Annotated in this window: 20 protein-coding genes and 1 rRNA gene; 16 read left to right on the forward strand and 5 right to left on the reverse strand. The window is 66.5% G+C overall.

Annotated elements, in window-relative coordinates; all coding sequences use genetic code 11:
- Nucleotides 1-92 (forward strand): 5S ribosomal RNA (gene rrf / locus AC5P65_RS02910); the annotation flags it as partial.
- A gap of 259 nt (nt 93-351) precedes the next feature.
- Here rrf and AC5P65_RS02915 read toward each other — a convergent pair.
- The gene (locus AC5P65_RS02915; protein ID WP_180833005.1) at nt 352-2,067 is read right to left on the reverse strand and encodes a M28 family metallopeptidase; all 1,716 of its coding nucleotides are present in this window, start codon (nt 2,065-2,067) and stop codon (nt 352-354) included.
- 86 nt (nt 2,068-2,153) lie between these two features.
- Nucleotides 2,154-2,816: a DUF4097 family beta strand repeat-containing protein gene (locus AC5P65_RS02920; RefSeq protein WP_111098425.1), complete on the reverse strand. Its 663-nt coding sequence runs from the start codon at nt 2,814-2,816 to the stop codon at nt 2,154-2,156.
- 95 nt (nt 2,817-2,911) lie between these two features.
- Here AC5P65_RS02920 and AC5P65_RS02925 point away from each other — a divergent pair, with 95 nt between their 5' ends.
- Nucleotides 2,912-4,213 carry a murein hydrolase activator EnvC family protein gene (locus tag AC5P65_RS02925; RefSeq protein ID WP_134731217.1) on the forward strand — a complete coding sequence of 434 codons (1,302 nt, stop codon included), beginning with the start codon at nt 2,912-2,914 and terminating at the stop codon, nt 4,211-4,213.
- A 107-nt stretch (nt 4,214-4,320) separates the two neighbouring features.
- On the forward strand, nt 4,321-5,769 hold the full coding sequence (locus AC5P65_RS02930) for a S41 family peptidase (RefSeq protein ID WP_134735034.1): 1,449 nt from the start codon (nt 4,321-4,323) through the stop codon (nt 5,767-5,769).
- An 82-nt stretch (nt 5,770-5,851) separates the two neighbouring features.
- Here the strand turns inward: AC5P65_RS02930 and AC5P65_RS02935 are convergent, their stop codons facing one another.
- Entirely contained in the window at nt 5,852-6,544 is a 693-nt protein-coding gene (locus AC5P65_RS02935; protein ID WP_495214101.1) for a rhomboid family intramembrane serine protease, read from the reverse strand.
- Nucleotides 6,545-6,773: 229 nt separating this feature from the next.
- Between AC5P65_RS02935 and AC5P65_RS02940 the strand changes: the two genes are divergently transcribed.
- The 3 genes from AC5P65_RS02940 to pnuC all read left to right on the forward strand — a co-directional run bounded on the left by AC5P65_RS02940 (nt 6,774) and on the right by pnuC (nt 9,461).
- On the forward strand, nt 6,774-8,201 hold the full coding sequence (locus AC5P65_RS02940) for an outer membrane protein transport protein (protein WP_021202924.1): 1,428 nt from the start codon (nt 6,774-6,776) through the stop codon (nt 8,199-8,201).
- 143 nt (nt 8,202-8,344) lie between these two features.
- Entirely contained in the window at nt 8,345-8,791 is a 447-nt protein-coding gene (locus AC5P65_RS02945) for a hypothetical protein (protein WP_171953311.1), read from the forward strand.
- A 70-nt stretch (nt 8,792-8,861) separates the two neighbouring features.
- Complete coding sequence (gene pnuC / locus AC5P65_RS02950; RefSeq protein WP_021202925.1) at nt 8,862-9,461, forward strand: nicotinamide riboside transporter PnuC; 600 nt, start codon at nt 8,862-8,864, stop codon at nt 9,459-9,461.
- A gap of 115 nt (nt 9,462-9,576) precedes the next feature.
- Here the strand turns inward: pnuC and putA are convergent, their stop codons facing one another.
- Entirely contained in the window at nt 9,577-12,795 is a 3,219-nt protein-coding gene (gene putA / locus AC5P65_RS02955; protein WP_180833003.1) for a bifunctional proline dehydrogenase/L-glutamate gamma-semialdehyde dehydrogenase PutA, read from the reverse strand.
- Nucleotides 12,796-13,069: 274 nt separating this feature from the next.
- On the opposite strand from putA, the gene AC5P65_RS02960 reads away from it, so the two are divergent.
- The 6 genes from AC5P65_RS02960 to AC5P65_RS02985 are packed head-to-tail and all read left to right on the forward strand — an operon-like array spanning nt 13,070 to nt 17,884.
- A complete protein-coding gene (locus AC5P65_RS02960; RefSeq protein ID WP_021202927.1) occupies nt 13,070-13,546 on the forward strand; it encodes a DUF2244 domain-containing protein in 477 nt (158 codons plus the stop codon).
- A gap of 11 nt (nt 13,547-13,557) precedes the next feature.
- Entirely contained in the window at nt 13,558-14,514 is a 957-nt protein-coding gene (coxB, locus tag AC5P65_RS02965; protein WP_206621592.1) for a cytochrome c oxidase subunit II, read from the forward strand.
- 59 nt (nt 14,515-14,573) lie between these two features.
- A complete protein-coding gene (gene ctaD / locus AC5P65_RS02970; protein ID WP_111102237.1) occupies nt 14,574-16,181 on the forward strand; it encodes a cytochrome c oxidase subunit I in 1,608 nt (535 codons plus the stop codon).
- An 8-nt stretch (nt 16,182-16,189) separates the two neighbouring features.
- On the forward strand, nt 16,190-16,408 hold the full coding sequence (locus tag AC5P65_RS02975; RefSeq protein WP_111102238.1) for a hypothetical protein: 219 nt from the start codon (nt 16,190-16,192) through the stop codon (nt 16,406-16,408).
- A complete protein-coding gene (locus AC5P65_RS02980) occupies nt 16,405-16,995 on the forward strand; it encodes a cytochrome c oxidase assembly protein (protein ID WP_019662223.1) in 591 nt (196 codons plus the stop codon). The genes AC5P65_RS02975 and AC5P65_RS02980 overlap by 4 nt, the downstream gene beginning before the upstream one ends.
- A gap of 13 nt (nt 16,996-17,008) precedes the next feature.
- Nucleotides 17,009-17,884 (forward strand): cytochrome c oxidase subunit 3, encoded by an 876-nt coding sequence (locus AC5P65_RS02985; protein ID WP_005407793.1) that lies wholly within the window; start codon nt 17,009-17,011, stop codon nt 17,882-17,884.
- 20 nt (nt 17,885-17,904) lie between these two features.
- On the opposite strand, the gene AC5P65_RS02990 is transcribed toward AC5P65_RS02985, so the two are convergent.
- Complete coding sequence (locus tag AC5P65_RS02990; protein ID WP_021202930.1) at nt 17,905-18,123, reverse strand: twin transmembrane helix small protein; 219 nt, start codon at nt 18,121-18,123, stop codon at nt 17,905-17,907.
- A gap of 57 nt (nt 18,124-18,180) precedes the next feature.
- Here AC5P65_RS02990 and AC5P65_RS02995 point away from each other — a divergent pair, with 57 nt between their 5' ends.
- The 4 genes from AC5P65_RS02995 (at nt 18,181) to cyoE (ending at nt 21,644) form a co-directional block, all read left to right on the forward strand.
- Nucleotides 18,181-18,894, forward strand: a complete 714-nt coding sequence (locus AC5P65_RS02995; protein ID WP_346484326.1) for an SURF1 family protein — start codon at nt 18,181-18,183, stop codon at nt 18,892-18,894.
- Between the two features lie 108 nt (nt 18,895-19,002).
- On the forward strand, nt 19,003-19,572 hold the full coding sequence (locus tag AC5P65_RS03000) for a redox-active disulfide-containing membrane protein (RefSeq protein ID WP_031269939.1): 570 nt from the start codon (nt 19,003-19,005) through the stop codon (nt 19,570-19,572).
- Nucleotides 19,573-19,582: 10 nt separating this feature from the next.
- The gene (locus tag AC5P65_RS03005; RefSeq protein ID WP_021202932.1) at nt 19,583-20,746 is read left to right on the forward strand and encodes a COX15/CtaA family protein; all 1,164 of its coding nucleotides are present in this window, start codon (nt 19,583-19,585) and stop codon (nt 20,744-20,746) included.
- A 4-nt stretch (nt 20,747-20,750) separates the two neighbouring features.
- Nucleotides 20,751-21,644 carry a heme o synthase gene (gene cyoE, locus AC5P65_RS03010; RefSeq protein WP_111098419.1) on the forward strand — a complete coding sequence of 298 codons (894 nt, stop codon included), beginning with the start codon at nt 20,751-20,753 and terminating at the stop codon, nt 21,642-21,644.
- Nucleotides 21,645-21,661 lie beyond the last annotated feature (17 nt).

The following is a 21,661-nucleotide window of genomic DNA, read 5'->3' on the forward strand; positions in this document are numbered from 1 at the left end:
ACCACCCGATCCCATCCCGAACTCGGAAGTGAAACGCAGCTGCGCCGATGGTAGTGTGGCTCAAGCCATGCGAGAGTAGGTCATCGCCAGGGTTTACACCCAAAACCCCGCTGCTTACGCAGCGGGGTTTTTCTTTGTGCGTAGCAAACGCCGGTAGTGCCGGCCGCTGGCCGGCAACCCGATGGCGTTACATCGCCCGGTAGATTCATGCCATGCGTGGGTAAGATGGTCCCCACGGAAGGCGGTGCCAACCGAGGTTGGCACCCACCAATGGCAGAGCGTACAAAAAAAGCGGCGCCCCACGGGGCGCCGCTTTGACCTCAACGATGTTCAGTCGAGCATGGCTCGACCCTACTTTGCAGCGGCCGCAGCCTTGTCCTTCATCAACGCGTCGCGGGTAGCCTTGAACGGGTTGCCTTCGTACCAGTTCGGCCAACGATCGCCACCGGCCAGTTCCTTGCCCACGCCGTACATCAACTGAAGGTCTTCGACGGTACCGTCCAGCTTCCAGGTGGCCGCGTCGAACTCGTCCTTCGGGCCGTGGTAACGGTTGGCGCCGTAGTCGGCTGCGGCCTTGCGGCCAGCGTCAACGCCGCCCTCGCGCAGGTCCTCGCCGCCATCGGCGTACAGGGCCGGCACGCCGGCTTTGGCGAAGTTGAAGTGGTCCGAGCGGAAGTAGAAGCCGCTCTGCACCGACGTCTCACCATGCAGCGTGCGGTCCTGGGCAGCGGCCAGCGGCTTGAGGATGTCCTCCAGCTCCGAACTGCCGAAGCCGGTGACGGTCACGTCCTTGGCACGGCCGGCCACTGACATCGCGTCGATGTTGATCACGCCAGCAATCTTGTCCAGCGGGAAAGTCGGATGGGCAACGTAGTACTTCGAACCCAGCAGGCCGGATTCTTCCAGGGTCACCGCCAGGAACACCACCGAGCGCTCCGGCTTCGGATCCTGGTGCGCCATGGCTTCGGCCACTTCGAGAATACCGGCGACGCCGGTCGCATTATCGACGGCGCCGTTGTAGATGTTGTCGCCGGTCTCGCCCTCATGCTTGCCCAGGTGATCCCAGTGCGCCATGTACAGCACCGCCTCGTCAGCGCGCTTGCTACCCGGCAACACACCCACCACGTTGCGCGACTGCTTCTGTGCGATCTGGCTCTTCAGGTCGACCGCAGCGGTGGCCTTCAGCGGCACCGGCTTGAAACCGCGCTTGCTGGCATCCTTGTAGGCCTGCGCCAGGTCCAGGCCGGCTCCGGCAAACAGCGCCTTGGCCGCGTCGGCACTCAGCCAGCCCTGCACCGGAATACGGGCTTCCGGGTCATCCTTGGCCGGCAGGTCGTACTGCGGGCCAGCCCAGGAATTCTTCACCACGTCCCAGCCGTAGGACGCGCCGGCGGTGTCGTGCACGATCAGCGCGGCAGCGGCCCCCTTGCGGGCAGCCTCCTCGAACTTGTACGTCCAGCGGCCGTAGTAGGTCATGCGCTTGCCGTCGAACAGCTTCTCGTCGTCGATATGGAAGCCCGGATCGTTGACGAACATCACGACGGTCTTGCCCTTCCAGTCCTGGCCGGCGTAGTCGTTCCACTTCTGCTCCGGCGCATCGACGCCATAGCCGACGAACACCAGGTCGCTGGCATCGACCTTCACCTCGGCCTGGCCGGTACGGGTGCCGACCACCATGTCGGTGCCGAACTTCAGTTCGGTGGTCTTGCCACCCTGGGTGATCTTCAGCACGGTCGATTCGTCGGCCGTGGTCTCGGTCATCGGTACATCCTGGAACCAGCTGTCGCCGTTGCCGGGCTGCAGGCCGATGCGCTGCATCTGGTCGCGGATGTAGTTGACCGTCAGTTCTTCGCCCTTGCTGCCCGGCGCGCGGCCTTCGAACTCATCCGAAGCCAGGGTCTTGACCATCTCGGCGAAGTCGCCGGCATTGATCTCCGGGGAGAACGCATGCGCAGCCGGCTTGGCAGCTGCGGTATCGGTGGCCGGCGCGGGCGCCGGAGTGTCTTCGCCTTTGCAGGCACTGAGCGCGGCCGCAGCGGCCAGGCACAGGAGGAGTTTGCGGGGCATCGTCGATTCCTGGGTAACAAAGGGCGGCCGCGCGTCGTGCACGACCGGTGTCAGCGAGTATCACCGAACCCGAAGGCGCGGTGCGCTCAGTCCGCGGGAGCGGTTTCGGTGTCGAACGGGATCGGCTCGGCGCCGGTGACCGGGCCGATGCGCGCAGTGCGATGCACGTACAGCACCACCTCGCGTTCGAACTGCAGTGGACCCTTGACCACGGCATTCGGGCCGATGATTACACGCGGCTTGCGGCTGGCGGTCAGCGAGACACTGAAGTTCGGCTTGCGCACATGCACGCCGCCGTTGACCTGCGAACCGATACCGACGGTGATGTCACCGTTGACGGTCTCCACATCCTTGCCGACGCGGCTTTCGACCAGGCCGATGCCACCATTGACGGTCTCGACACCGCCTTCGACCTGGCTGCCGCGATCGGTGAAGATGCTGCCGTTGACGGTGCTGACGCCGCCGCTGGCGATCACTTCGCGGCCCAGGCGTACGCCGCCGTTGACCGTTTCGATCTTGCCGGTGCGCGCGCCGTCGGCGACCTTGACCCCGCCGTTGACGGTGTCGATGCTGCCGGTCTCGACGCCTTCGCCGACGCGGATGCCACCGTTGACGGTGTCCAGCTTGCCGTAGCGCTGGCCGGGTTCGGCGCTGATGCTGCCGTTGACCTTGCTGATGTTCTCCTGCGCACAGACCGGCCCGGTGGCCAGCAGTACGCCCAACAGCAGCGGAATGGAAAGAACTTTCATGGCGACCTCGATGGAAGTGCGGCTGGCAGGCCGCGTGCGGAGATGTCACCATTCCCCGGTAGCCCCCGCAACTGCCTGAAGTCACTGGAAAGCCCTTGCGCGACAACGTCTTCCCATCACGCCGACATCACATCGCCGCTGCCCGCGGCGGTCGCTGCCTGCTGCTGGGGCTGGCGTTTGCGCTGGCCCTGCCGCTGCCCAGCGGTGCGCAGACCACCCGCGAGACCGAGCGCAAGCTGCAGAAACTGCGTACCGAACTGAAGGGCGTGGCGCAGGAGCGACGGCAGATCGAGGGCCAGCGCGGGCAGGCATCGCGGCAGCTGCGCGAGGCCGACGAGAAGGTAGCCCGCACCGGCCGTGCCCTTGCGCAGACGGAAGCCGCGCTGCGCGAGCAGGGCCGCGCCCTGGCCGAAGCCGAGCAGCGCCGCAGCACGCTGCAGGGCAACCTGGCCCAGCAGCACCGCGAACTGGCCGGGCTGTTGCGCGCGGCGTATCAGCTGGGCAACCACGCACCGCTGAAGCTGCTGCTGTCGCAAGATACGGTGGCCGATGCCAACCGCGCCCTGGCCTACCATCGCTACCTGCAGCGCGAGCGTGCGCAGCGGATCACCACGCTGACCGCCGACCTGAAGGAACTGGAAGCACTGCAGGCGCAGATCGCCGAGCGCAAGCAGAAGCTGCAGGGGACGCAGCAGGACCAGAAACAGCAGGCAGCCGCCCTGGAAGCGGACCGCCGCGATCGCGCCAAGACCGTTGCCTCGCTGGAAGAGCGCTTCAAGGACCAGCGCGAGAAGGAACAGGCGCTGGGCCAGGACGCCAAGGCGCTGGAAACATTGCTGGCCAACCTGCGAGCGGCCGCTGCCCGTGCCGAGGCCGAGCGCCGCGCGGCTGCACGCCGTGCGGCAGCGGAGAAGGCCGCCGCCGAACGTGCTGCACGCCAAGCCGCCGCACAGGGCCGGCCGCCACCGCCACCGACCAAGGTGCCGCCTGCGGTCGCATCGGCACCGGCGCCGAAGGTGGGCGGCCTGGGCTGGCCGTTGTCCGGCAACCTGCTGGCCCGCTATGGCGGCAAGCTGCCCGATGGCCGCACCAGCAGTGGCGTGCTGATCGGCGCACCGGCTGGCAGCACGGTCACCGCCGTGGCCGATGGCACCGTGGTGTTCTCCGACTGGATGACCGGCTACGGCATGATCCTGATCGTCGACCACGGCAACGGCTACATGAGCCTGTACGCGCACAACGACACCCTGCTGAAGGATGCCGGTGCGCGGGTCAGCCGCGGTGATGCAGTGGCCAAGGTCGGCAATTCGGGTGGCCAAGGTGTCACCGCGCTGTACTTCGAGCTGCGTCGTGGCGGGCAGCCGGTCAACCCGGACAGCTGGCTGCAGCGGCGCTGAACCCGGCTCGTTACGCACGGGCCGGATTCAACGGGAATTTAGCTGTGCTTCGCGCATAATCGGTGCATGTGCCTTGGGCACCATGCCACCGTCGACAGGAGTGATCCATGCGCGCAGCCCGTACCGCCACCCTCTTGCTGGCCCTGTTGCCAGCGCTGTCCTGGGCGCAGCAGACCGCGCCTGCCCCAAGCCAGGAAACCAGCGGGCAGGCAGCGAACAGCGAGGAGGCGGTGACCTCGAAGGTGCCGCTGGAGGAAATCCGCCGGTTCGTGGCCGTGTACAACGCGGTGCGCGCCGCCTATGTCGACCCGGTCGATGACAAGAAGCTGATGCAGTCAGCCGTGCGTGGCCTGCTGCTCGACCTTGATCCGCACAGCACCTACTTCAACAAGGAAGACGCGCAGGCTTTCGACGAGCAGGCCAACGGTGCCTACGAGGGCATCGGCGTGGAGCTGCAGCAGCAGCCGGACAACGCCAGCATGAAGGTGATCGCGCCGATCGACGACACGCCGGCAGCCAAGGCCGGCATCCTTGCCGGCGATTTGATCATCGCCATCGACGGCAAGCCGATCAGCGCCATCGATGCGAGTGAACCGCTGCGCGGCCCAGCCGGCAGCAAGGTGGTGCTGACCATCGTGCGCGAAGGCAAGCCGAAGCCGTTCGATGTCAGCCTCACCCGCCAGACCATCCGCGTGACCAGCGTGCGCAGCCGCCTGCTGGAACCCGGCTATGGCTACATCCGCCTGAGCACCTTCCAGGCCGATACCGGCTCGGACTTCCAGAAGCACGTGCAGCAGCTGCAGAAGCAGTCCGGTGGCCAGCTCAAGGGCCTGGTGCTGGATCTGCGCAGCAATCCGGGTGGCCTGCTGACGGCCGCCGTGCAGGTAGCCGACGATCTGCTCGACAAGGGCAACATCGTCAGCACCCGTGGCCGCATCAGCATCAGCGATGCCCGATTCGACGCGACCCCAGGCGACCTGCTGAAGGGTGCACCGGTGGTGGTACTGGCCGATGCCGGTTCGGCCAGTGCCTCGGAAGTGCTCGCCGGCGCGCTGCGCGACAACAAGCGCGCCCGAGTGGTTGGCAGCCGCACCTTTGGCAAGGGCTCGGTGCAGACCGTGTTGCCGCTGGACAACGGTGATTCGGTGAAGCTGACCACCGCGCGCTATTACACGCCCAGCGGCAAGTCGATCCAGGCCACCGGCATCGTGCCGGATGTTGAGTTGAAGCCCGCCGCTACGTCGGCGGAGGATGCCCTGCCGGCCAGCCTGAGCGATTACAGCGAAGCCACCCTGCCAGGCCATCTGCGCGGCGACGACGAAGGCACCGAGGGCTACCACGCCGGTGCGGTGCTGCCGGGCGACGGCCCGATCAACGACGCGCTGGCCGAGCTGAAGAACCCCGGTTCGGTGGCTGCACGGTTGAAGGCCGAGGCCGAGAAGGCGGATGCCGCCAAGACCGCGAAGGCCGCTGCGGCGAAGCCGGAAGCGAAGGTCGAACCTAAGCCGGAAGCAAAGCCGGAAGCAAAGCCCGCACCGGCCCCGGCGAAGCCGTGAGGTAGCGCCGGGCCATGCCCGGCGTCGGCTCAAGGGCGGAAGAAGAAAACAAATGCCGGCCAGCGGCCGGCACTACCCGGCGTCAGAAGCCGTGGCGCTTGCGCAGGCGGGGGGCGATGGCCGCCCGCACGTAGACCCCGTACACCACGCCGAACACGAAGCCGCCGATGTGCGCCCACCAAGCCACCATGCCGAAGCTGGGGCCGATGTGGGCGAACACCACCTGCAATGCCGCCCAGACGCCGATCAACAGATAGGCCGGCGCGCGCACGAACTCCAGGAACAGGCCGAGCGGGATCACCACGCCCAGCCGCGCGCCAGGGAACAGGGCCAGATACGCACCGATCAGGGCCGACACCGCGCCGCTGGCGCCGATGATGATCTGGTCCGGGCTGCCCATGGTGTAGATCGCGACCAGGTTCGACACTGCGCCGCCGACCAGGAACAGCAGCAGCAGCCGCCACGGCCCCAGCACCCGCTCGGCGGGCAGGCCGAAGATCAGCAGGAACACCAGGTTGCCCAGCAGATGTGACCAGTCGGCGTGCAGGAACAGGGCGGTGAACAGGCGCAGCACGCTGCCGTCCTGCAGGGTCGCCCACCAGTCAAGCGGGTGGGTCAGTCCGGTGGACAGGGCGCCCCAGTCCAGCCAGAGGCTGCCGCGGGCATCGTCCGGCCGCGAGATCGACCACAGGAACGCCAACCACAGTGCCGCAAACAGCACGGGCGTGGCCCAGCGCAGGGCCGCCTTCTTGCGGGACGGGAGGGAGACGAACATGGCACTAGCCTAGCGTGCGGGCGCTTGCGGCGGGGATTGTCCTGTTCAGCTTTCGAGACGAGAAAACCGACCGCACCGTTATTGTTTCATTAACGGCTCTGGGTAATACTCGCATACGGCGTCGTATGTCGGGAGGGGAATCCGGCGCGCTCCGATGGGTCCCAGGACCTGTCGGGCGCAGGCGCACTCAGAGCACCATCACCGCTTACCGGAGAGAGAGAGAACTACGATGCAAACCGCTTCCACCATTGCCCGACTGACCCTGCTGGCCGTCGGCGTTGCCGGTGCGCTGGCCGCCGCCGATGCCAATGCTGCCGCCTTCCAGCTGAAGGAAAACAGCGCCAAGGGCCTGGGCCGCGCGTTCGCCGGCTCCACCTCGACCGAAGGTGACGCCTCGGTCATCGCCACCAACCCGGCCTCCATGCGCCTGCTCGACGGCACCCTGGTCCAGGGCGACGTCAGCGCCATCAGCTTCGGCGCCAAGTTCCGCGGCCAGGGCCAGTACGGCAACGGCGCGCCGATTTCCGGTGGCAACGGCGGCGACGCCGGCATGATCGCCCCGGTTCCGGCCGCGTACTTCCACGTGCCGTTCGGCGAGAACGACAACATGCACTTCGGTGCATCGCTGACCGTGCCGTTCGGCTTCAAGACCGAATACGACCGCGACTGGGTCGGCCGCTACAATGGCGTCAAGACCGAGCTGCAGGCGATCGACCTGGGCGTGGCGTTCTCCTATGACGTCAACCCGTACCTGTCGTTCGGTGCTTCGGTGTTCGCTGAGCGCCTGAACGTCGACCTGACCAGCGCTGTCGACACCGGCACCGCGATCAACGCCACCGCCCAGCGCACCGCGGCGGCGCGTGTGCTGGCTGCAGGCGGCACCCCGGCCCAGGCTGCGGCGGCGTCGCAGGCGGCTGCACGCCAGGCCGCCCAGCTCGGCTTCTCGCCGGGCACCGCCGATGGCTACCTGCGCATCAAGGGCGACGAAGTGTCGGTCGGCTACACCCTGGGCATGACGGTTACCCCGGTGGAAGGCACCAACATCGCCTTCAGCTACCGCTCGAAGGTCGAGCACAAGATCACCGACGGCAAGGCCGACTTCACCATCCCGCAGAACGCTGCCGCCTTCCTGGCCACTGCCGCCCCGGGTACCTTCATCGACAGCAACGGCCGCGCCACCATCACCCTGCCGGCCAGCGCCACCATGGGCTTCACCCATCGCGTGAACGACCAGTGGCAGATCATGGCCGAGGTCACGCGCACGGCGTGGAGCAAGTTCGACCAGGTCACCGTCGACTATGACTCCAACCAGCCGGACAGCGTGCTGCCGTTCCACTACCGCGACACCACCTTCGCGTCGATCGGTACCGATTTCCGCGTGAACGACAAGCTGACCCTGCGTGGCGGCCTGGCCTACGACCAGACCCCGACCACCGACGCCCACCGTGACGTGCGCGTGCCGGACACCACCCGCAAGTGGCTGTCGCTGGGCCTGACCTACGCCGCTTCGGACAAGATGGAATACAGCGTGGGTTACACCCACCTGTTCACCAAGGATCCGAACATCACCTCGACCTCGGCCACTGCCAACACCGTGACCGGCAAGTACAAGGTGAGCGGCGACGTGCTGGCGGCGTCGATGCAGTACAAGTTCTGATTCGGGCGATTGCCTGAAGCAGGACAAGGAGGGCCCCGCGCAGGCGGGGCCTTTTTTTATGCATGGATGACGCTTCCGGCTCGTGACTTTATTGGGAGTGCCTGCCACCTTGCCGGGATTTACGCAGTGCAGGCGAATACAAAATGGTTGATCGTCGCTACCAGAAGCGGATGATCCGATACTGGGCTCGGGAAGAGGCCAAGGCGAACGCGACTCTGGATCGCGTGCTGGAGTCGGAATGGTTCGACTACTGGCACACGCATCTTGACTGGATGGGGCGCGGCAATCGCCATATCAGTGATCGCTTCGCCGTTGCCGCAGGGCTCCTGCGGCTGCTTGAACGGGTTGCGTCGAGCGAGCGGGAGCATGTGCAGTGTTGGGTGACGCTGGCGCCGGATACCGGTCAGAGTGCGTTGTTCCTGCATTCGCCGAATCCTCAGAGAACCCCATGGCCGCATCCGTTCGATGGCGTGATCTGGGACATCGTTCCGCCTGACTGGCTTGCGCCGTTGCTCTCTTCAGCCGGCCTGCAGCCAGGACGTTGGGGAAGCGGAGAGAGACAGCAGTTGTTGGTGCGCGCGCGGCCTTGATTCCATCCACGCGTGCTGTGGATCTATTGGTCCGACGACGCAGGGCGCGGATCTACGCGACAATGGTGCGATGAACCTGTCCGACCCGAGCTTCCAGCTGGAGCTGGCCGCCAACATCGCCGTCGCCGGCTCGATCCTGTTGGCCGGCCGCAACAACGTGCACACCTGGTGGCTGGGCATCGTCGGCTGTGCATTGTTTGCTGCCGTGTTCGAACGCTCGCACCTGTACGCGGACATGGTGCTGCAGTTCTTCTTCATCGCCATCAGCGTGCTGGGCTGGTGGCAGTGGCTGCGCGGCGATCATGGAGCGCCGTTGCCGATTACTTCATTGCGGCCGCGTGCCTGGGCCTGGCTGGCGCCGCTGGCGGTAGTGGCCACCTTCGGCTACGGCTGGATGCTGACCCGACTGACCAATGCCTATGCGCCGTACATCGATTCGGCGGTACTGGTGCTGAGCGTCATCGCGCAGATCCTGATGATGCGGCGCAAGCTGGAGTCGTGGTGGGTCTGGCTGCTGGTAAACACCGTTGCAGTGCCGCTGTACTACAGCCGTGGCCTGCACCTGACCTCGATCCTGTACATCGGTTTCTGGGTCAATGCACTGGTCGCCCTCCGGCACTGGCGCAATCTGATGCGGGCCGAGGCCACGACGGCACCTGAATTCCTGTAGAGCCGAGCCCACGCTCGGCTGCGCCAGGAAAGCCGAGCGTGGGCTCGGCTCTACAGGCAAAGTACAAAAAACCCCGCTTTCGCGGGGTTTCTCGTTTGCCGCATCAACCGGGCGATCAGTCGCCCAGGGTCAGCAGCGAGGCGTTGCCGCCGGCGGCGGTGGTGTTCACCGTCACCGTCTTTTCGGTGGCAAAGCGCAGCAGGTAGTGCGGGCCGCCGGCCTTCGGGCCGGTGCCGGACAGGCCCTGGCCGCCGAACGGCTGCACGCCGACCACTGCACCGATCTGGTTGCGGTTGACGTACACGTTGCCGACGTGGACGCCGTTGCTGATGCGGTCAACGGTTTCGTCGATGCGCGAATGCACGCCCAGGGTCAGGCCGTAGCCGGTAGCGTTGATCTGGTCGATCACCGCGTCGAGCTGGTCGCCCTTCCAGCGGATCACGTGCAGGACCGGCCCGAACACTTCCTTCTGCAGCTGGCCCAGATCCTTCAGTTCGTATGCGCGCGGCGCGAAGAAGGTGCCGTGCGCCGTTTCGGCGGACAGCTCGGCGGCGGCGATCAGGCGCGCTTCGCGGTCCATGCGCTCAGCGTGATCCTGCAGGATCTTCAGCGCATCGGCGTCGATCACCGGGCCGACGTCGGTGGACAGCAGGCCCGGGTTGCCGACCTTCAGCTCCTTCATCGCACCGGCCAGCATGGTCATCACCTTGTCAGCGATGTCGTCCTGCACGAACAGCACGCGCGCGGCCGAGCAGCGCTGGCCGGCGGAGGTGAAGGCCGAACCGATCGCGTCCTTGACCAGCTGTTCCGGCAGCGCCGACGAATCGGCGATGAAGGCGTTCTGGCCGCCGGTCTCGGCAATCAGCACACCGATGGCGGCGTCACGCGCGGCCATCGCGCGGTTGATCGCACGGGCGGTGTCGGTGGAGCCGGTGAAGGCCACGCCGGCCACGCGCGGGTCGGCGGTCAGCGCGGCACCGACGGTAGCACCGTCGCCCGGCAGGAACTGCACCACCTCGGCCGGCACGCCGGCGTCGTGCAGCAGCTTCACCGCGTAGTAGCCGATCAGGTTGGTCTGCTCGGCCGGCTTGGCGATGACGCTGTTGCCGGCGGCCAGGGCGGCAGCGACCTGGCCCAGGAAGATCGCCAGCGGGAAGTTCCACGGGCTGATGCAGACGAACACGCCGCGGCCGTGCAGCTGCAGCTCGTTGGATTCACCGGTCGGGCTCGGCAGCTTCTCGGCGTGGCTGAACTGCTCGCGCGCCTGCTTGGCGTAGTAGCGCAGGAAATCCACGGCTTCGCGCACTTCGGCGATGCTGTCGGGCAGGCTCTTGCCGGCTTCCTTCACGCACAGCGCCATGAACTCCGGCATGCGCGCTTCCAGCTGGTCAGCGGCGTGTTCGAGGATGGCGGCGCGGCTGGCGGCCGGGGTGCGGTTCCAGGCCGGTTGTGCGGCCACGGCGTTGGCCAGGGCCTTCTGCACGGTGGCGGCATCGGCGGCCAGCCACTGGCCGACCACTTCGCGGGTGTCGGCCGGGTTGGTCACCGGCAGCGCGGCGCCGGCCGGGTTGGCACCCGGTACCAGCGGCGAGGCCTGCCACGGCTTCACGGCGGCGTTGAGCTGCTCGGCCAGGGCGCGCAGTTCGTTGTCGTTGGCGAGGTTGGCGCCCATGGAGTTCTTCCTGTCGTGGTTCTGGCTGCGCAGCAGGTCAACCGGCAGCGGGATCTTGGGATGCGGAATCGATTCGAACGAGGCGACCATCTCGACCGGATCGCGGATCAGGTCGGCGATCGGCACGCGCTCGTCGGTGATGCGGTTGACGAAGCTGGAGTTGGCACCGTTTTCCAGCAGGCGGCGCACCAGGTACGGCAGCAGGTCTTCGTGCGAACCGACCGGGGCGTACACGCGGCAGGGCAGGTTCAAGCGATCGGCCGGCACCACTTCGGCGTACAGGTCGTCGCCCATGCCGTGCAGCTTCTGGTGCTCGTACACGCCGCCGTTGGCGATGCTGCGCACGGCCGCGATGGTGTGCGCGTTGTGCGTGGCGAACATCGGGTAGATCGCGTCCGCATGGGTGAACAGCCGCTTGGCGCAGGCCAGGTAGGACACATCGGTGTTCTGCTTGCGGGTGAACACCGGGTAGCCCGGGTAGCCTTCGATCTGCGCGCGCTTGATCTCGGCGTCCCAGTAGGCGCCCTTGACCAGGCGCACCTGCAGGCGGCGGCCGGCGCGGCGTGCCATGTCGGCCAGGTGGTCGATCGTGTACGGCGTGCGCTTCTGGTAGGCCTGCACGACCACGCCGAAGCCATCCCAGCCGGCCAGCGAGGCGTCGGAGAACACCTGCTCGATGATGTCCAGCGACAGTTCCAGGCGATCGGACTCTTCGGCGTCGACGGTGCAGCCGATGCCATAGCTCTTGGCCAGCTGCGCCAGTTCCAGCACGCCCGGCACCAGGTCTTTCAGCACGCGCTCGCGCTTGGCGTGCTCGTAGCGCGGGTACAGCGCCGACAGCTTGATCGAGATGCCCGGCGCGTTGTTGACGTCGCCATCCGGACGGCCGCCGCGTGCCTTGTGATCGCCCCCGATGGCGTGGATCGCACGACGGTAGTCTTCCAGGTAGCGCAGCGCGTCCTTCATGGTCAGCGCGCCTTCGCCCAGCATGTCGAACGAGTAGCGGTAGCTGGCGTTGTCGCCCTTGTGCGAGCGCGCCAGCGCTTCGCTGATGGTGCGGCCCATGACGAACTGGTGGCCCATGATCTTCATGGCCTGGCGCACGGCCAGGCGCACCACCGGCTCACCGACGCGGCCGACCAGGCGCTTGAACGCGCTGGGGGCATCGGCGCGGGTGGCGTCGTTCATCTGCACCAGCTTGCCGGTCAGCATCAGGCCCCAGGTGGAGGCGTTGACCAGCACCGAGTCGCTGCCGCCCAGGTGCTTTTCCCAGTCGGCATCGGCCAGCTTGTCGCGGATCAGCTTGTCGGCGGTGTCCTGGTCCGGAATACGCAGCAGTGCCTCGGCCACGCACATCAGCAGCACGCCTTCCTCGCTGCCCAGGTCGTACTGGCGCATGAAGGCTTCGATGGCGCCCTGGTCCTTGGCGCGCACGCGCACGCGGCCGACCAGGTCGGCGGCCAGTGCCTGCACCCGGGCCTGCTCGTCGGCGGGCAGGCGGGCCTGCGCCAGCAGTTCACGCACGTGGCTCGCCTCGTCCTTCAACCAGGCATCGGTGATGGCCTGGCGGAACGGGTTGGGGGGCGCCGGCAGTTCCGGCGACAGCAGCGCGCCCGGACGCGGGGCGTCGTGGGCGGCAGGGGAGGAGGAAGGTGCGTTCATGCCGGTCCGGCCAGTGGAAAACTTGGCGATTTTAATCATTTTTGAGCCCATCGGAAGTGCCGCGGAGACACCTTCATGACGCGCTGATAGTCCCTAGCTGCGGTGCATTCAGCGTGTTCAGCAAGCTCGGCAATATTTGTGCTGAATTCGTCATCCGTGCCGCCGACCGCATGCTGTGTTGCAGCATCGGAAAAAGTGTGAATGCACCCTTGCTACCGGCGAGAGGGCGGGGCTACCATCGAGACGTTTCCCGCGGCAGGAACGCGGTTGCGACATGATCGAGGTGCTTCCAGCTCCGGATGGGTCAGGTACGCAGCTGCGGCTGCGTCCCCCACGGGCGCTCGATGCCCGGCAGTTCGTCCTGTTGTTCACCGTGTTGTCGGGTGCGATGTGGCTGGTGTCCGCCCTCGGGTGGTGGGCCGGCAATGCATTCGCCCCCCTGTTCGCGCTGCTGTACAGCCTGGTGCTGGCGGCGGCGCTGCGTGCCTTGTGGCGCAGCGGTGAACGGCAGGAGGAGATCCGGGTAGTGCCGGCGTACGTGGAGGTCATCCCCGTACCCGGTGGATCGCCGGTGTTCCGGGCCCACCCCCATTGGGTGCGCCTGCTCACCGACGATGAGAGGGTCCGGCTGGCGTCCAGCGGCCGGCAGGTGGAGGTGGGGAGTTTCCTCGCGCCGGCCGAACGTCAGACGCTTGCAGAGACACTTGAAAGCTTGCTCGCCGCCAGCGATGGCGGCAACCGACGACGCTAAGGGTCTAGGCAATGAAGCAAAGCAGCAGGTGGGGCACGAAGTGCGTGAACGCGGTTGCCGCAGTGCTGGCGACCGGGGGACTGATGCCGGCGTTGGCCTGGGCCCAGGCGGCCGATCCGAAGCCGTGGCAGCTGAACATGGGCAAGGGGGTGACCCAGACCTCGCGCCTGGCCTGGGAATCGAACAACCTTTCGTTGATCATCTGCACGGTGATCGGCGTCATCGTGTTCGGCGCGATGGCCTACGCCATCTTCAAGTTCCGCAAATCCAAGGGCGCGGTCGCCGCCACCTTCAGCCATAACACCAAGGCCGAGATCATCTGGACGGTGATCCCGGTGATCATCCTGATCGTGATGGCCTGGCCGGCCACCGCCAACCTGATCAAGATGTACGACACCCGCGATGCCGAGATGACGGTGAAGGTCACCGGCTACCAGTGGATGTGGAAATACGAATACCTCGGCGAGAACGTCACCTTCACCAGCCGCCTGGACCGCGAGTCCGACCGCGTGCGGCAGAGTGGCATCGTGCCGACCCGCGAAAGCCATCCGCACTACCTGCTGGATGTCGACAACCGCCTGGTGCTGCCGGTCGATACCAAGGTGCGTTTCGTCATCACTTCCGATGATGTGATCCACGCCTGGTGGGTGCCGGCGCTGGGCTGGAAGCAGGACGCCATCCCCGGCTTCATCAACGAAGCCTGGACCCGCATCGAGCAGCCCGGTGTCTACCGCGGCCAGTGCGCCGAGCTGTGCGGCAAGGACCACGGCTTCATGCCGATCGTGGTCGAGGCGGTGTCCAAGGAGGACTTCAGGAAGTGGCTGGCGCAGCGCAAGCCGGCGCCGCCCGCCGAGCCCGCCACGCCTGCGGCACCTGCCGAACCGACTGCACCGGCGGGCGAGGCACCGGCTGCGCCTGCTGCTGCCGAAGCGGGCAGCGCGCCTGCCAGCGCGGCCAGCGGAGCGTGATGTAAAGCCCGCGGCCGCTCGCGGCCGTGGTGACAACCGATTCTGAGAGGTGTTTTGCAATGGCGCACTCGGCAGTTGGGCACGACGATCACCATCACCACCAGAGCTTCTTCGAGCGTTGGTTCTTCTCGACCAACCACAAGGACATCGGCACGCTGTACCTCGGTTTCAGCTTCATCATGTTCATCATCGGCGCGGCGATGAGCGTGGTGATCCGCGCCGAGCTGGCGCAGCCGGGCCTGCAGTTCGTCAAGCCCGAGTTCTTCAACCAGATGACCACCGTGCATGCGCTGGTGATGATCTTCGGTGGCGTGATGCCGGCCTTCGTCGGCCTGGCCAACTGGATGATCCCGCTGCAGATCGGCGCGCCGGACATGGCGCTGCCGCGCATGAACAACTGGTCGTTCTGGTTGCTGCCGGTGGCTTTCAGCCTGCTGCTGCTGACCCTGTTCCTACCCGGTGGTGCCCCGGCGGGTGGCTGGACGCTGTATCCGCCGCTGTCGCTGCAGGGCGGCTACAACGTGGCCTTCAGCGTGTTCGCCATCCACGTGGCCGGCATCAGTTCGATCATGGGTGCGATCAACATCATCGCCACTGTGCTGAACATGCGCGCGCCGGGCATCGACCTGCTGAAGATGCCGATCTTCTGCTGGGCCTGGCTGATCACCGCCTTCCTGCTGATCGCGGTGATGCCGGTGCTGGCCGGTGCGGTGACCATGCTGCTGACCGACAAGTTCTTCGGCACCAGCTTCTTCAACGCCGCCGGTGGCGGTGACCCGGTGATGTACCAGCACATCTTCTGGTTCTTCGGGCACCCCGAGGTCTACATCATGATCCTGCCCGCCTTCGGCGTGGTCAGCGAGATCATCCCGACCTTCAGCCGCAAGCCGCTGTTCGGCTACCAGGCGATGGTGTACGCCACCGCCGCGATCGCGTTCCTGTCGTTCATCGTCTGGGCCCACCACATGTTCACCGTGGGCATGCCGCTGGGCGGCGAGATCTACTTCATGTTCGCCACCATGCTGATCTCGATCCCGACCGGCGTGAAGGTGTTCAACTGGGTCAGCACCATGTGGCGTGGCTCGCTGACGTTCGAGGCACCGATGCTGTGGTCGGTGGCCTTCGTCATCCTGTTCACCATCGGTGGCTTCTCCGGCCTGATGCTGGCGATCGTCGCCGCCGACTTCCAGTACCACGACACCTACTTCGTGGTCGCCCACTTCCACTACGTGCTGGTGACCGGTGCGGTGTTCGCGCTGATCGCCGCGGTGTACTACTGGTGGCCGAAGTGGACCGGGCGGATGTACAGCGAGAAGTGGGCCAAGGTGCACTTCTGGTGGTCGATCGTATTCGTCAACCTGTTGTTCTTCCCGCAGCATTTCCTCGGCCTGGCCGGCATGCCGCGCCGCATTCCCGACTACAGCGTGGCGTTTGCCGACTGGAACCTGATCAGCTCGATCGGTGCGTTCGGCATGTTCGTCACCCCGTTCATGATGGCCGCGATCCTGCTGTCGTCGCTGCGCAGCGGTGAGAAGGCCGAAGCACGCAGCTGGGAAGGTGCACGCGGGCTGGAGTGGACGCTGCCGTCGCCGGCACCGGCGCATACCTTCACCACGCCGCCGACCATCCGCCCGGGCGATCTGGCGCATGACGACATCACGCATTGAGGTGGGGCATGCATAACGAGAGCCCACTGCAAACCTGTAGAGCCGAGTCATGCTCGGCTGACGTGGAGCAGCCGAGCATGGCTCGGCTCTACAACAGCCCGGGCGACGCCCCGGAAAACGGCATCGAACAGCAGCGCCAGCGCGCCAGGCGCACGGCGATGTGGGTCGGCGCCATCGCGGTGCTGGTCTACGTCGGCTTCATCCTCAGCGGGGTGATCGGCCGATGAGCGAGGCGCCAGCCAGCACACCGTCTCGCAGTGCCGGGCTGCCGCGCCTGATCGGCGTGGCGGTGGCGGTGTTCCTGCTGACCTTCTCGCTGGTGCCGCTGTACCGCATTGCCTGCGAAAAGGTATTCGGCGTGCGCCTGGAACGCGGCCCGGGTGGTGAAGCCAGTACGGGTGCTGCAGCTGGCAAGCGCACCGTGCGGGTGGAGTTCGATGGCGGCGTCAATTCGCGCCTGCCGTGGTCGTTCCATCCCGAGCAGCTGACCATGGATGTGGTGCCCGGCGAACTCAACGAGGCGCTGTACTTCGCCCGCAACGACAGCCAGCAGGCGGTGGTCGGCAGTGCGGTGCCTTCGGTGGCGCCGGCGCGTGCCTCGGGCTTCTTCAGCAAGACCGAATGTTTCTGTTTCACCGCGCAGACGCTGCAGGCCGGCGAGAAGCGCGACATGCCGGTGCGTTTCATCGTCGATCCGGACCTGCCGCCGGAGATCAAGACGATCACCTTGTCCTACACCTTCTACCGCAACGACGCGCTGTCCGATCGGCTGGCCCCGGCCGCCACCTCGGACGGCGCGCACGCCGCACCCTGACCCGGATACCGACATGGCCCAGACACCGACCGACGCCAACGTGTACTTCGTCCCGGCCCAGAGCAAATGGCCGTTCGTGGGCTCCATCGCGATGATGGTGACCATGGTGGGCGTAGCCAGCTGGCTCAACGATGCCAGCTGGGGGCGCTGGACGTTCTACATCGGTATCGCGATGCTGGTGCTGACGTTGTTCTGGTGGTTCAGCGACGTGGTGCGCGAATCGCAGGCGGGCAACTACAACCACCAGGTCGATGGCTCGTTCCGGATGGGGATGATCTGGTTCATCTTCTCCGAAGTGATGTTCTTCGGCGCCTTCTTTGGCGCGCTGTTCTACACCCGCAACCTGGGCCTGTCGTGGCTGAGCGGCGAAGGCCGCGGGGTGATGACCAACGAGCTGCTCTGGCAGGGTTATTCCGCCGGCTGGCCGACCAACGGGCCGGCGGCGATCGGTGGCGCGTTCCAGACCATCCCGGCCTGGGGCCTGCCGCTGATCAATACGCTGATCCTGCTGACCTCCGGCGTGACCTTGACCATCGCCCACCACGCGCTGAAGGCCGGCAACCGCCGCCAGCTGCTGATCTGGCTGGGCCTGACCGTGGTGCTCGGGCTAGGCTTCCTGACCCTGCAGGCGGAGGAGTACATCCACGCCTACAAGGAACTGAACCTGACGCTCGGCTCGGGCATCTACGGTTCAACCTTTTTCATGCTGACCGGCTTCCACGGCGCGCACGTGCTGCTGGGCACGATCATGCTGATCGTGATGTGGCTGCGTTCGGCCAAGGGACACTTCACCCGCGACAACCATTTCGGTTTCGAAGCCGCCGCGTGGTACTGGCACTTCGTCGACGTGGTGTGGCTGATGCTGTTCCTGTTCGTCTACGTGCTTTGACCGCGCACGCATCGGTGGCCTCAGCCGCCGACGCCGTGCGGCTTGATCCAGCCCATGTAGATGCTCACGATCACCAGCAGGATCAACGCGACCGACACCCCGATGCGGCGTGTCAGTGCGTTGACCGTGCGCTTGGTCTGGCCGCGGTCGACCAGCAGGTAATACAGGCCGGCGCCCAGATTCCAGACGATGACGATCAGAAACGCGATTACCAGCAGGGTCTTCAGCGAATCACTCATGCGCGGCTCGAGGGCAGGGTGGATGTGCCTATCTGACCGCGTTTGCGCGGACTTGTCATGATGCGCCAGCACACGCGCGTGCTCGGATGGCTGCTGGCCGTGCTGGCCATCGCCGGTTTCACCGCATTGGGGCTGTGGCAGCTGCAGCGCATGCATGCCAAACAGGCAATGTTGGATGCACAGGGTCCAGCCGCAGCGCAGGTACTGTCGTTGGCGCAGGCGCTGACAGCGCCCGGTGCGTTGCATGGCGTGGCCGACCACGGTCGCTTCCTGCCCGGCGTAGTGCTGCTGGACAACCAGACCCGGCACGGCCGTGCCGGCGTGAAGATCTACCGCCCGTTCCGCAGTGACGAGGGCAGTGTGTTGCTGGTCGATCTGGGATGGCGCGCGCTGCCGCCGGATCGCACGCTTCCGGAGGTGCCGTCGCCGCCTTCGCCGGTGGCCGTACGTGGGTTGCTGGCGCCGCCGCCGTCAGCAGGACTGGCACTGGGCCCGGCGTTCTCCACCACCGATGAAGCGGGCCGCTGGCTGGCCAGCCGGTTGCCGGCCGAAGGCCTGGCCCGCGCGCTGGGGGTACAGTCACTTCCCGATCGTGTACTGCGCCTGGACCCGGCGCTGCCCTTCGGCGACGAACGTGATCTGGACCTGCTGCCGAACACGCTGCCGCCGCAGCGCCACCTGGGCTACGCCGTGCAGTGGTTCGGCCTGGCCCTGACCGTGCTGGTGGTCGTGCTGGTACTGGAGTGGCGCAGGCGACGTGCTGCCCGGTAGTGCCGGCCGCTGGCCGGCAACCCCCGCATTCCTGGATGCCGGCCAGCGGCCGGCACTACCGCGGCGTCACACCCGCATCCCTCACCCAACCATGAGAAAATGCCCCGCATGAACACTGCTACGTCCCCGCAGGCGCGCGGTTCCGGCCGCCGGACCCTGGTGCTGCTGTTTGCCGTGTTCTTCGGGGCGATGGCGCTGGCCGCCGTGCTGCGCTTCTCTGGCTGGCAGCCCACCGGGCACCGCAATGCCGGCCAGCTGCTGAAGCCGCCGGTGGACCTGCGCCAGCAGGCGCCCACCCTGGCCAACGGCCAGCCGTACCCTTGGAACCCCGAAGCCCGTACCTGGCGCCTGCTGGTGGCACCGTCCGGCGCCTGCGACGCGCCGTGCGTCACTTTGTCGCAGGGACTGGGCAAGGTGTGGCAGCTGTTCGGCCATAACGCCGATAATGTCGAGATCCTGTGGCTGGGAACGCCACCGGCGTCGATCGCCTCGCTGCCCGCGCTGCGGCCGCTGGCTCCGTCGCCAGCCCTGCGCGCGGCGCTGCCCGGCGTCGATGATCCGGCTGGACTGCCGGTCTACGTGATCGATCCGAACGGCTTCGTGATCATGCGCCATGCCCCCGGTAGTGATCTGGGCGGCCTGCGCAAGGACATGGCCACGTTGCTGAAACTGAAGTGAGTCCCGTTTGATGAGCCTTTCCGCGCGTCCGGCGCTGCACCGCAATTTCCACCGCCTGGCGTGGTTCGCCATGATCATGACGGCGAGCACGATCATGTTCGGCGCGTTCGTACGCCTGTCCGATGCCGGCCTGAGCTGTCCGGACTGGCCGACCTGCTATGGCCAGGCCACCTGGCCGCAGCACGTGGAAGAGACCATCGGCCACCCGGCGGCGGAGATCCGCCCGCTGGAGACCCACAAGGCCTGGCGTGAGCAGGTGCACCGGTTCCTGGCCGGCGCACTGGGCATCGAGATCCTGACCCTGGCGCTGCTGGCCACGCGCAAGCGGCGATTCGGAAGCACGGCGGTGGTGACCGCCTGCGTGCTGGTGGCCGCCGGCATACCGCTGTACATGATGGGCTGGCATGGCACCGCCAGTACCTTGGCTCTGATCGGCGAGGCGATCCTGCTGATCGCCGCGCTGCGCTGGAGCAACATCGACCTGGCGCGCGCTGCACTGCTGACCCTTGCCGTGGTGATCTTCCAGGCCTTGCTGGGCATGTGGACGGTGACCCTGCTGCTCAAACCCATCGTGGTGATGGGCCATCTGCTGGGCGGCATGCTGATGTTCGCGCTGCTGGTGTGGATGGCCTGGCGCGCAACGCACATGCCGATCACTCTGGCCGAAGCACCGAAGCTGAAGTGGTTGCTGCGCATCGGCGTGGCGGTGCTGGTCACCCAGATCGCACTGGGCGGCTGGGTCAGTGCCAACTACGCGGCGCTGGCCTGCGGCGGCGGCAGCGCCTCGCTGGACAACTTCCCGCGCTGTGCCAACCAGTGGTGGCCGCAGCACAACTTCGTCGAAGGCTTCACCCTGTGGCGTGGCATCGGCGTGGATTACGAAGGCGGCGTGCTCGATGGCGCCTCGCGTATCGCCATCCAGATGGCCCATCGCCTGTTCGCCGTGGTGGTGGCCGTCTACCTGCTGTGGCTGGGCGTGCGCCTGTTCCGGTTGCCGAGCATGCGCGGCTGGGCCAGCGCGCTGATCGCGCTGCTGGTGCTGCAGGTCACCCTCGGCATCCTCAATGTGAAGCTGGCGCTGCCGCTGGAAGTGGCGGTGGCCCACAACGGCGTGGCCGTTGCCCTGTTGTTCGTGCTGGTCAGCCTGCTGGCCCGCCTGCGCGCCCCGGACTGACTCCATGTTTTCCAATTACCGCCAGTACTGGGACCTGACCAAGCCCAAGGTCGTTGCCCTGATCGTCTTCACCGCCCTGGTCGGCATGGTCCTGGCAATCCCGGGCGTGCCCACCTGGGAGCAGGTGCGCGCCGGCGTGCTCGGTTTCCTCGGCATCTGGCTGGCGGCCTCGGCCGCAGCCGCCATCAACCAGCTGCTGGACGCGCACATCGATGCGCAGATGGCGCGCACCTCGTGGCGTCCGCTGGTGGTGGGCAAGGTCAAGCCATGGCAGGTGCTGGTGTTTGCCGGCGTGCTGATCGTGCTGTCGATGACCATCCTGGTGCTGTGGGTGAACCTGATCACCGCCGTGCTGACCTTCGCCTCGCTGATCGGCTACGCGGTGATCTACACCGTGTACCTCAAGCGTGCGACCTCGCAGAACATCGTCATCGGTGGCCTGGCCGGCGCGATGCCGCCGATGCTGGGCTGGGCGGCGGTGACCGGCATGCAGGGCTCGTCGGACTGGGCGTACTCGTCGCTGCTGGTGCTGATCATCTTCATCTGGACCCCGCCGCACTTCTGGGCGCTGGCGATCTTCCGCCGCGAGGACTACGCCAAGGCGGAGATCCCGATGCTGCCGGTGACCCATGGCGTGGTGCATACCCGCAAGCAGATCATGGCGTATTCGGTGGTGCTGGCGCTGGTGTGCCTGTTGCCATACCTGGTGGGCATGAGCGGTGCGTTCTACCTGGGCGGCGCGATCGTGCTCAACGCGGTGTTCCTCTGGTACGCCTGGCGCATGCTCAACCCGCCGGATGAGCTGTTCTCGATGAAGATGTTCTATTACTCCATCGTCTACCTGATGGCGCTGTTCGCCTTCCTGCTGGTGGACCACTGGATCCTGCCCTGGTTGTAAAGCGCCACCTGTAGAGC

The organism is Stenotrophomonas sp. YJH_SMC_48-3 (assembly GCF_059369375.1).

Excerpts from the sequence above, each read along its gene's own strand:
- AC5P65_RS02935 (WP_495214101.1), bottom strand. The coding sequence starts at position 6,544 with ATGTTCGTCTCCCTCCCGTCCCGCAAGAAGGCGGCCCTGCGCTGGGCC.
- AC5P65_RS02990 (WP_021202930.1), bottom strand. The coding sequence starts at position 18,123 with ATGAGTGATTCGCTGAAGACCCTGCTGGTAATCGCGTTTCTGATCGTC.
- coxB (WP_206621592.1), top strand. The coding sequence starts at position 13,558 with ATGAAGCAAAGCAGCAGGTGGGGCACGAAGTGCGTGAACGCGGTTGCC.
- AC5P65_RS02930 (WP_134735034.1), top strand. The coding sequence starts at position 4,321 with ATGCGCGCAGCCCGTACCGCCACCCTCTTGCTGGCCCTGTTGCCAGCG.
- AC5P65_RS02915 (WP_180833005.1), bottom strand. The coding sequence starts at position 2,067 with ATGCCCCGCAAACTCCTCCTGTGCCTGGCCGCTGCGGCCGCGCTCAGT.
- AC5P65_RS02945 (WP_171953311.1), top strand. The coding sequence starts at position 8,345 with ATGGTTGATCGTCGCTACCAGAAGCGGATGATCCGATACTGGGCTCGG.
- AC5P65_RS02960 (WP_021202927.1), top strand. The coding sequence starts at position 13,070 with ATGATCGAGGTGCTTCCAGCTCCGGATGGGTCAGGTACGCAGCTGCGG.
- putA (WP_180833003.1), bottom strand. The coding sequence starts at position 12,795 with ATGAACGCACCTTCCTCCTCCCCTGCCGCCCACGACGCCCCGCGTCCG.
- AC5P65_RS02980 (WP_019662223.1), top strand. The coding sequence starts at position 16,405 with ATGAGCGAGGCGCCAGCCAGCACACCGTCTCGCAGTGCCGGGCTGCCG.
- cyoE (WP_111098419.1), top strand. The coding sequence starts at position 20,751 with ATGTTTTCCAATTACCGCCAGTACTGGGACCTGACCAAGCCCAAGGTC.
- pnuC (WP_021202925.1), top strand. The coding sequence starts at position 8,862 with ATGAACCTGTCCGACCCGAGCTTCCAGCTGGAGCTGGCCGCCAACATC.
- AC5P65_RS02920 (WP_111098425.1), bottom strand. The coding sequence starts at position 2,816 with ATGAAAGTTCTTTCCATTCCGCTGCTGTTGGGCGTACTGCTGGCCACC.
- AC5P65_RS02975 (WP_111102238.1), top strand. The coding sequence starts at position 16,190 with ATGCATAACGAGAGCCCACTGCAAACCTGTAGAGCCGAGTCATGCTCG.
- AC5P65_RS03005 (WP_021202932.1), top strand. The coding sequence starts at position 19,583 with ATGAGCCTTTCCGCGCGTCCGGCGCTGCACCGCAATTTCCACCGCCTG.
- AC5P65_RS02940 (WP_021202924.1), top strand. The coding sequence starts at position 6,774 with ATGCAAACCGCTTCCACCATTGCCCGACTGACCCTGCTGGCCGTCGGC.
- AC5P65_RS03000 (WP_031269939.1), top strand. The coding sequence starts at position 19,003 with ATGAACACTGCTACGTCCCCGCAGGCGCGCGGTTCCGGCCGCCGGACC.
- AC5P65_RS02985 (WP_005407793.1), top strand. The coding sequence starts at position 17,009 with ATGGCCCAGACACCGACCGACGCCAACGTGTACTTCGTCCCGGCCCAG.
- AC5P65_RS02995 (WP_346484326.1), top strand. The coding sequence starts at position 18,181 with ATGATGCGCCAGCACACGCGCGTGCTCGGATGGCTGCTGGCCGTGCTG.
- ctaD (WP_111102237.1), top strand. The coding sequence starts at position 14,574 with ATGGCGCACTCGGCAGTTGGGCACGACGATCACCATCACCACCAGAGC.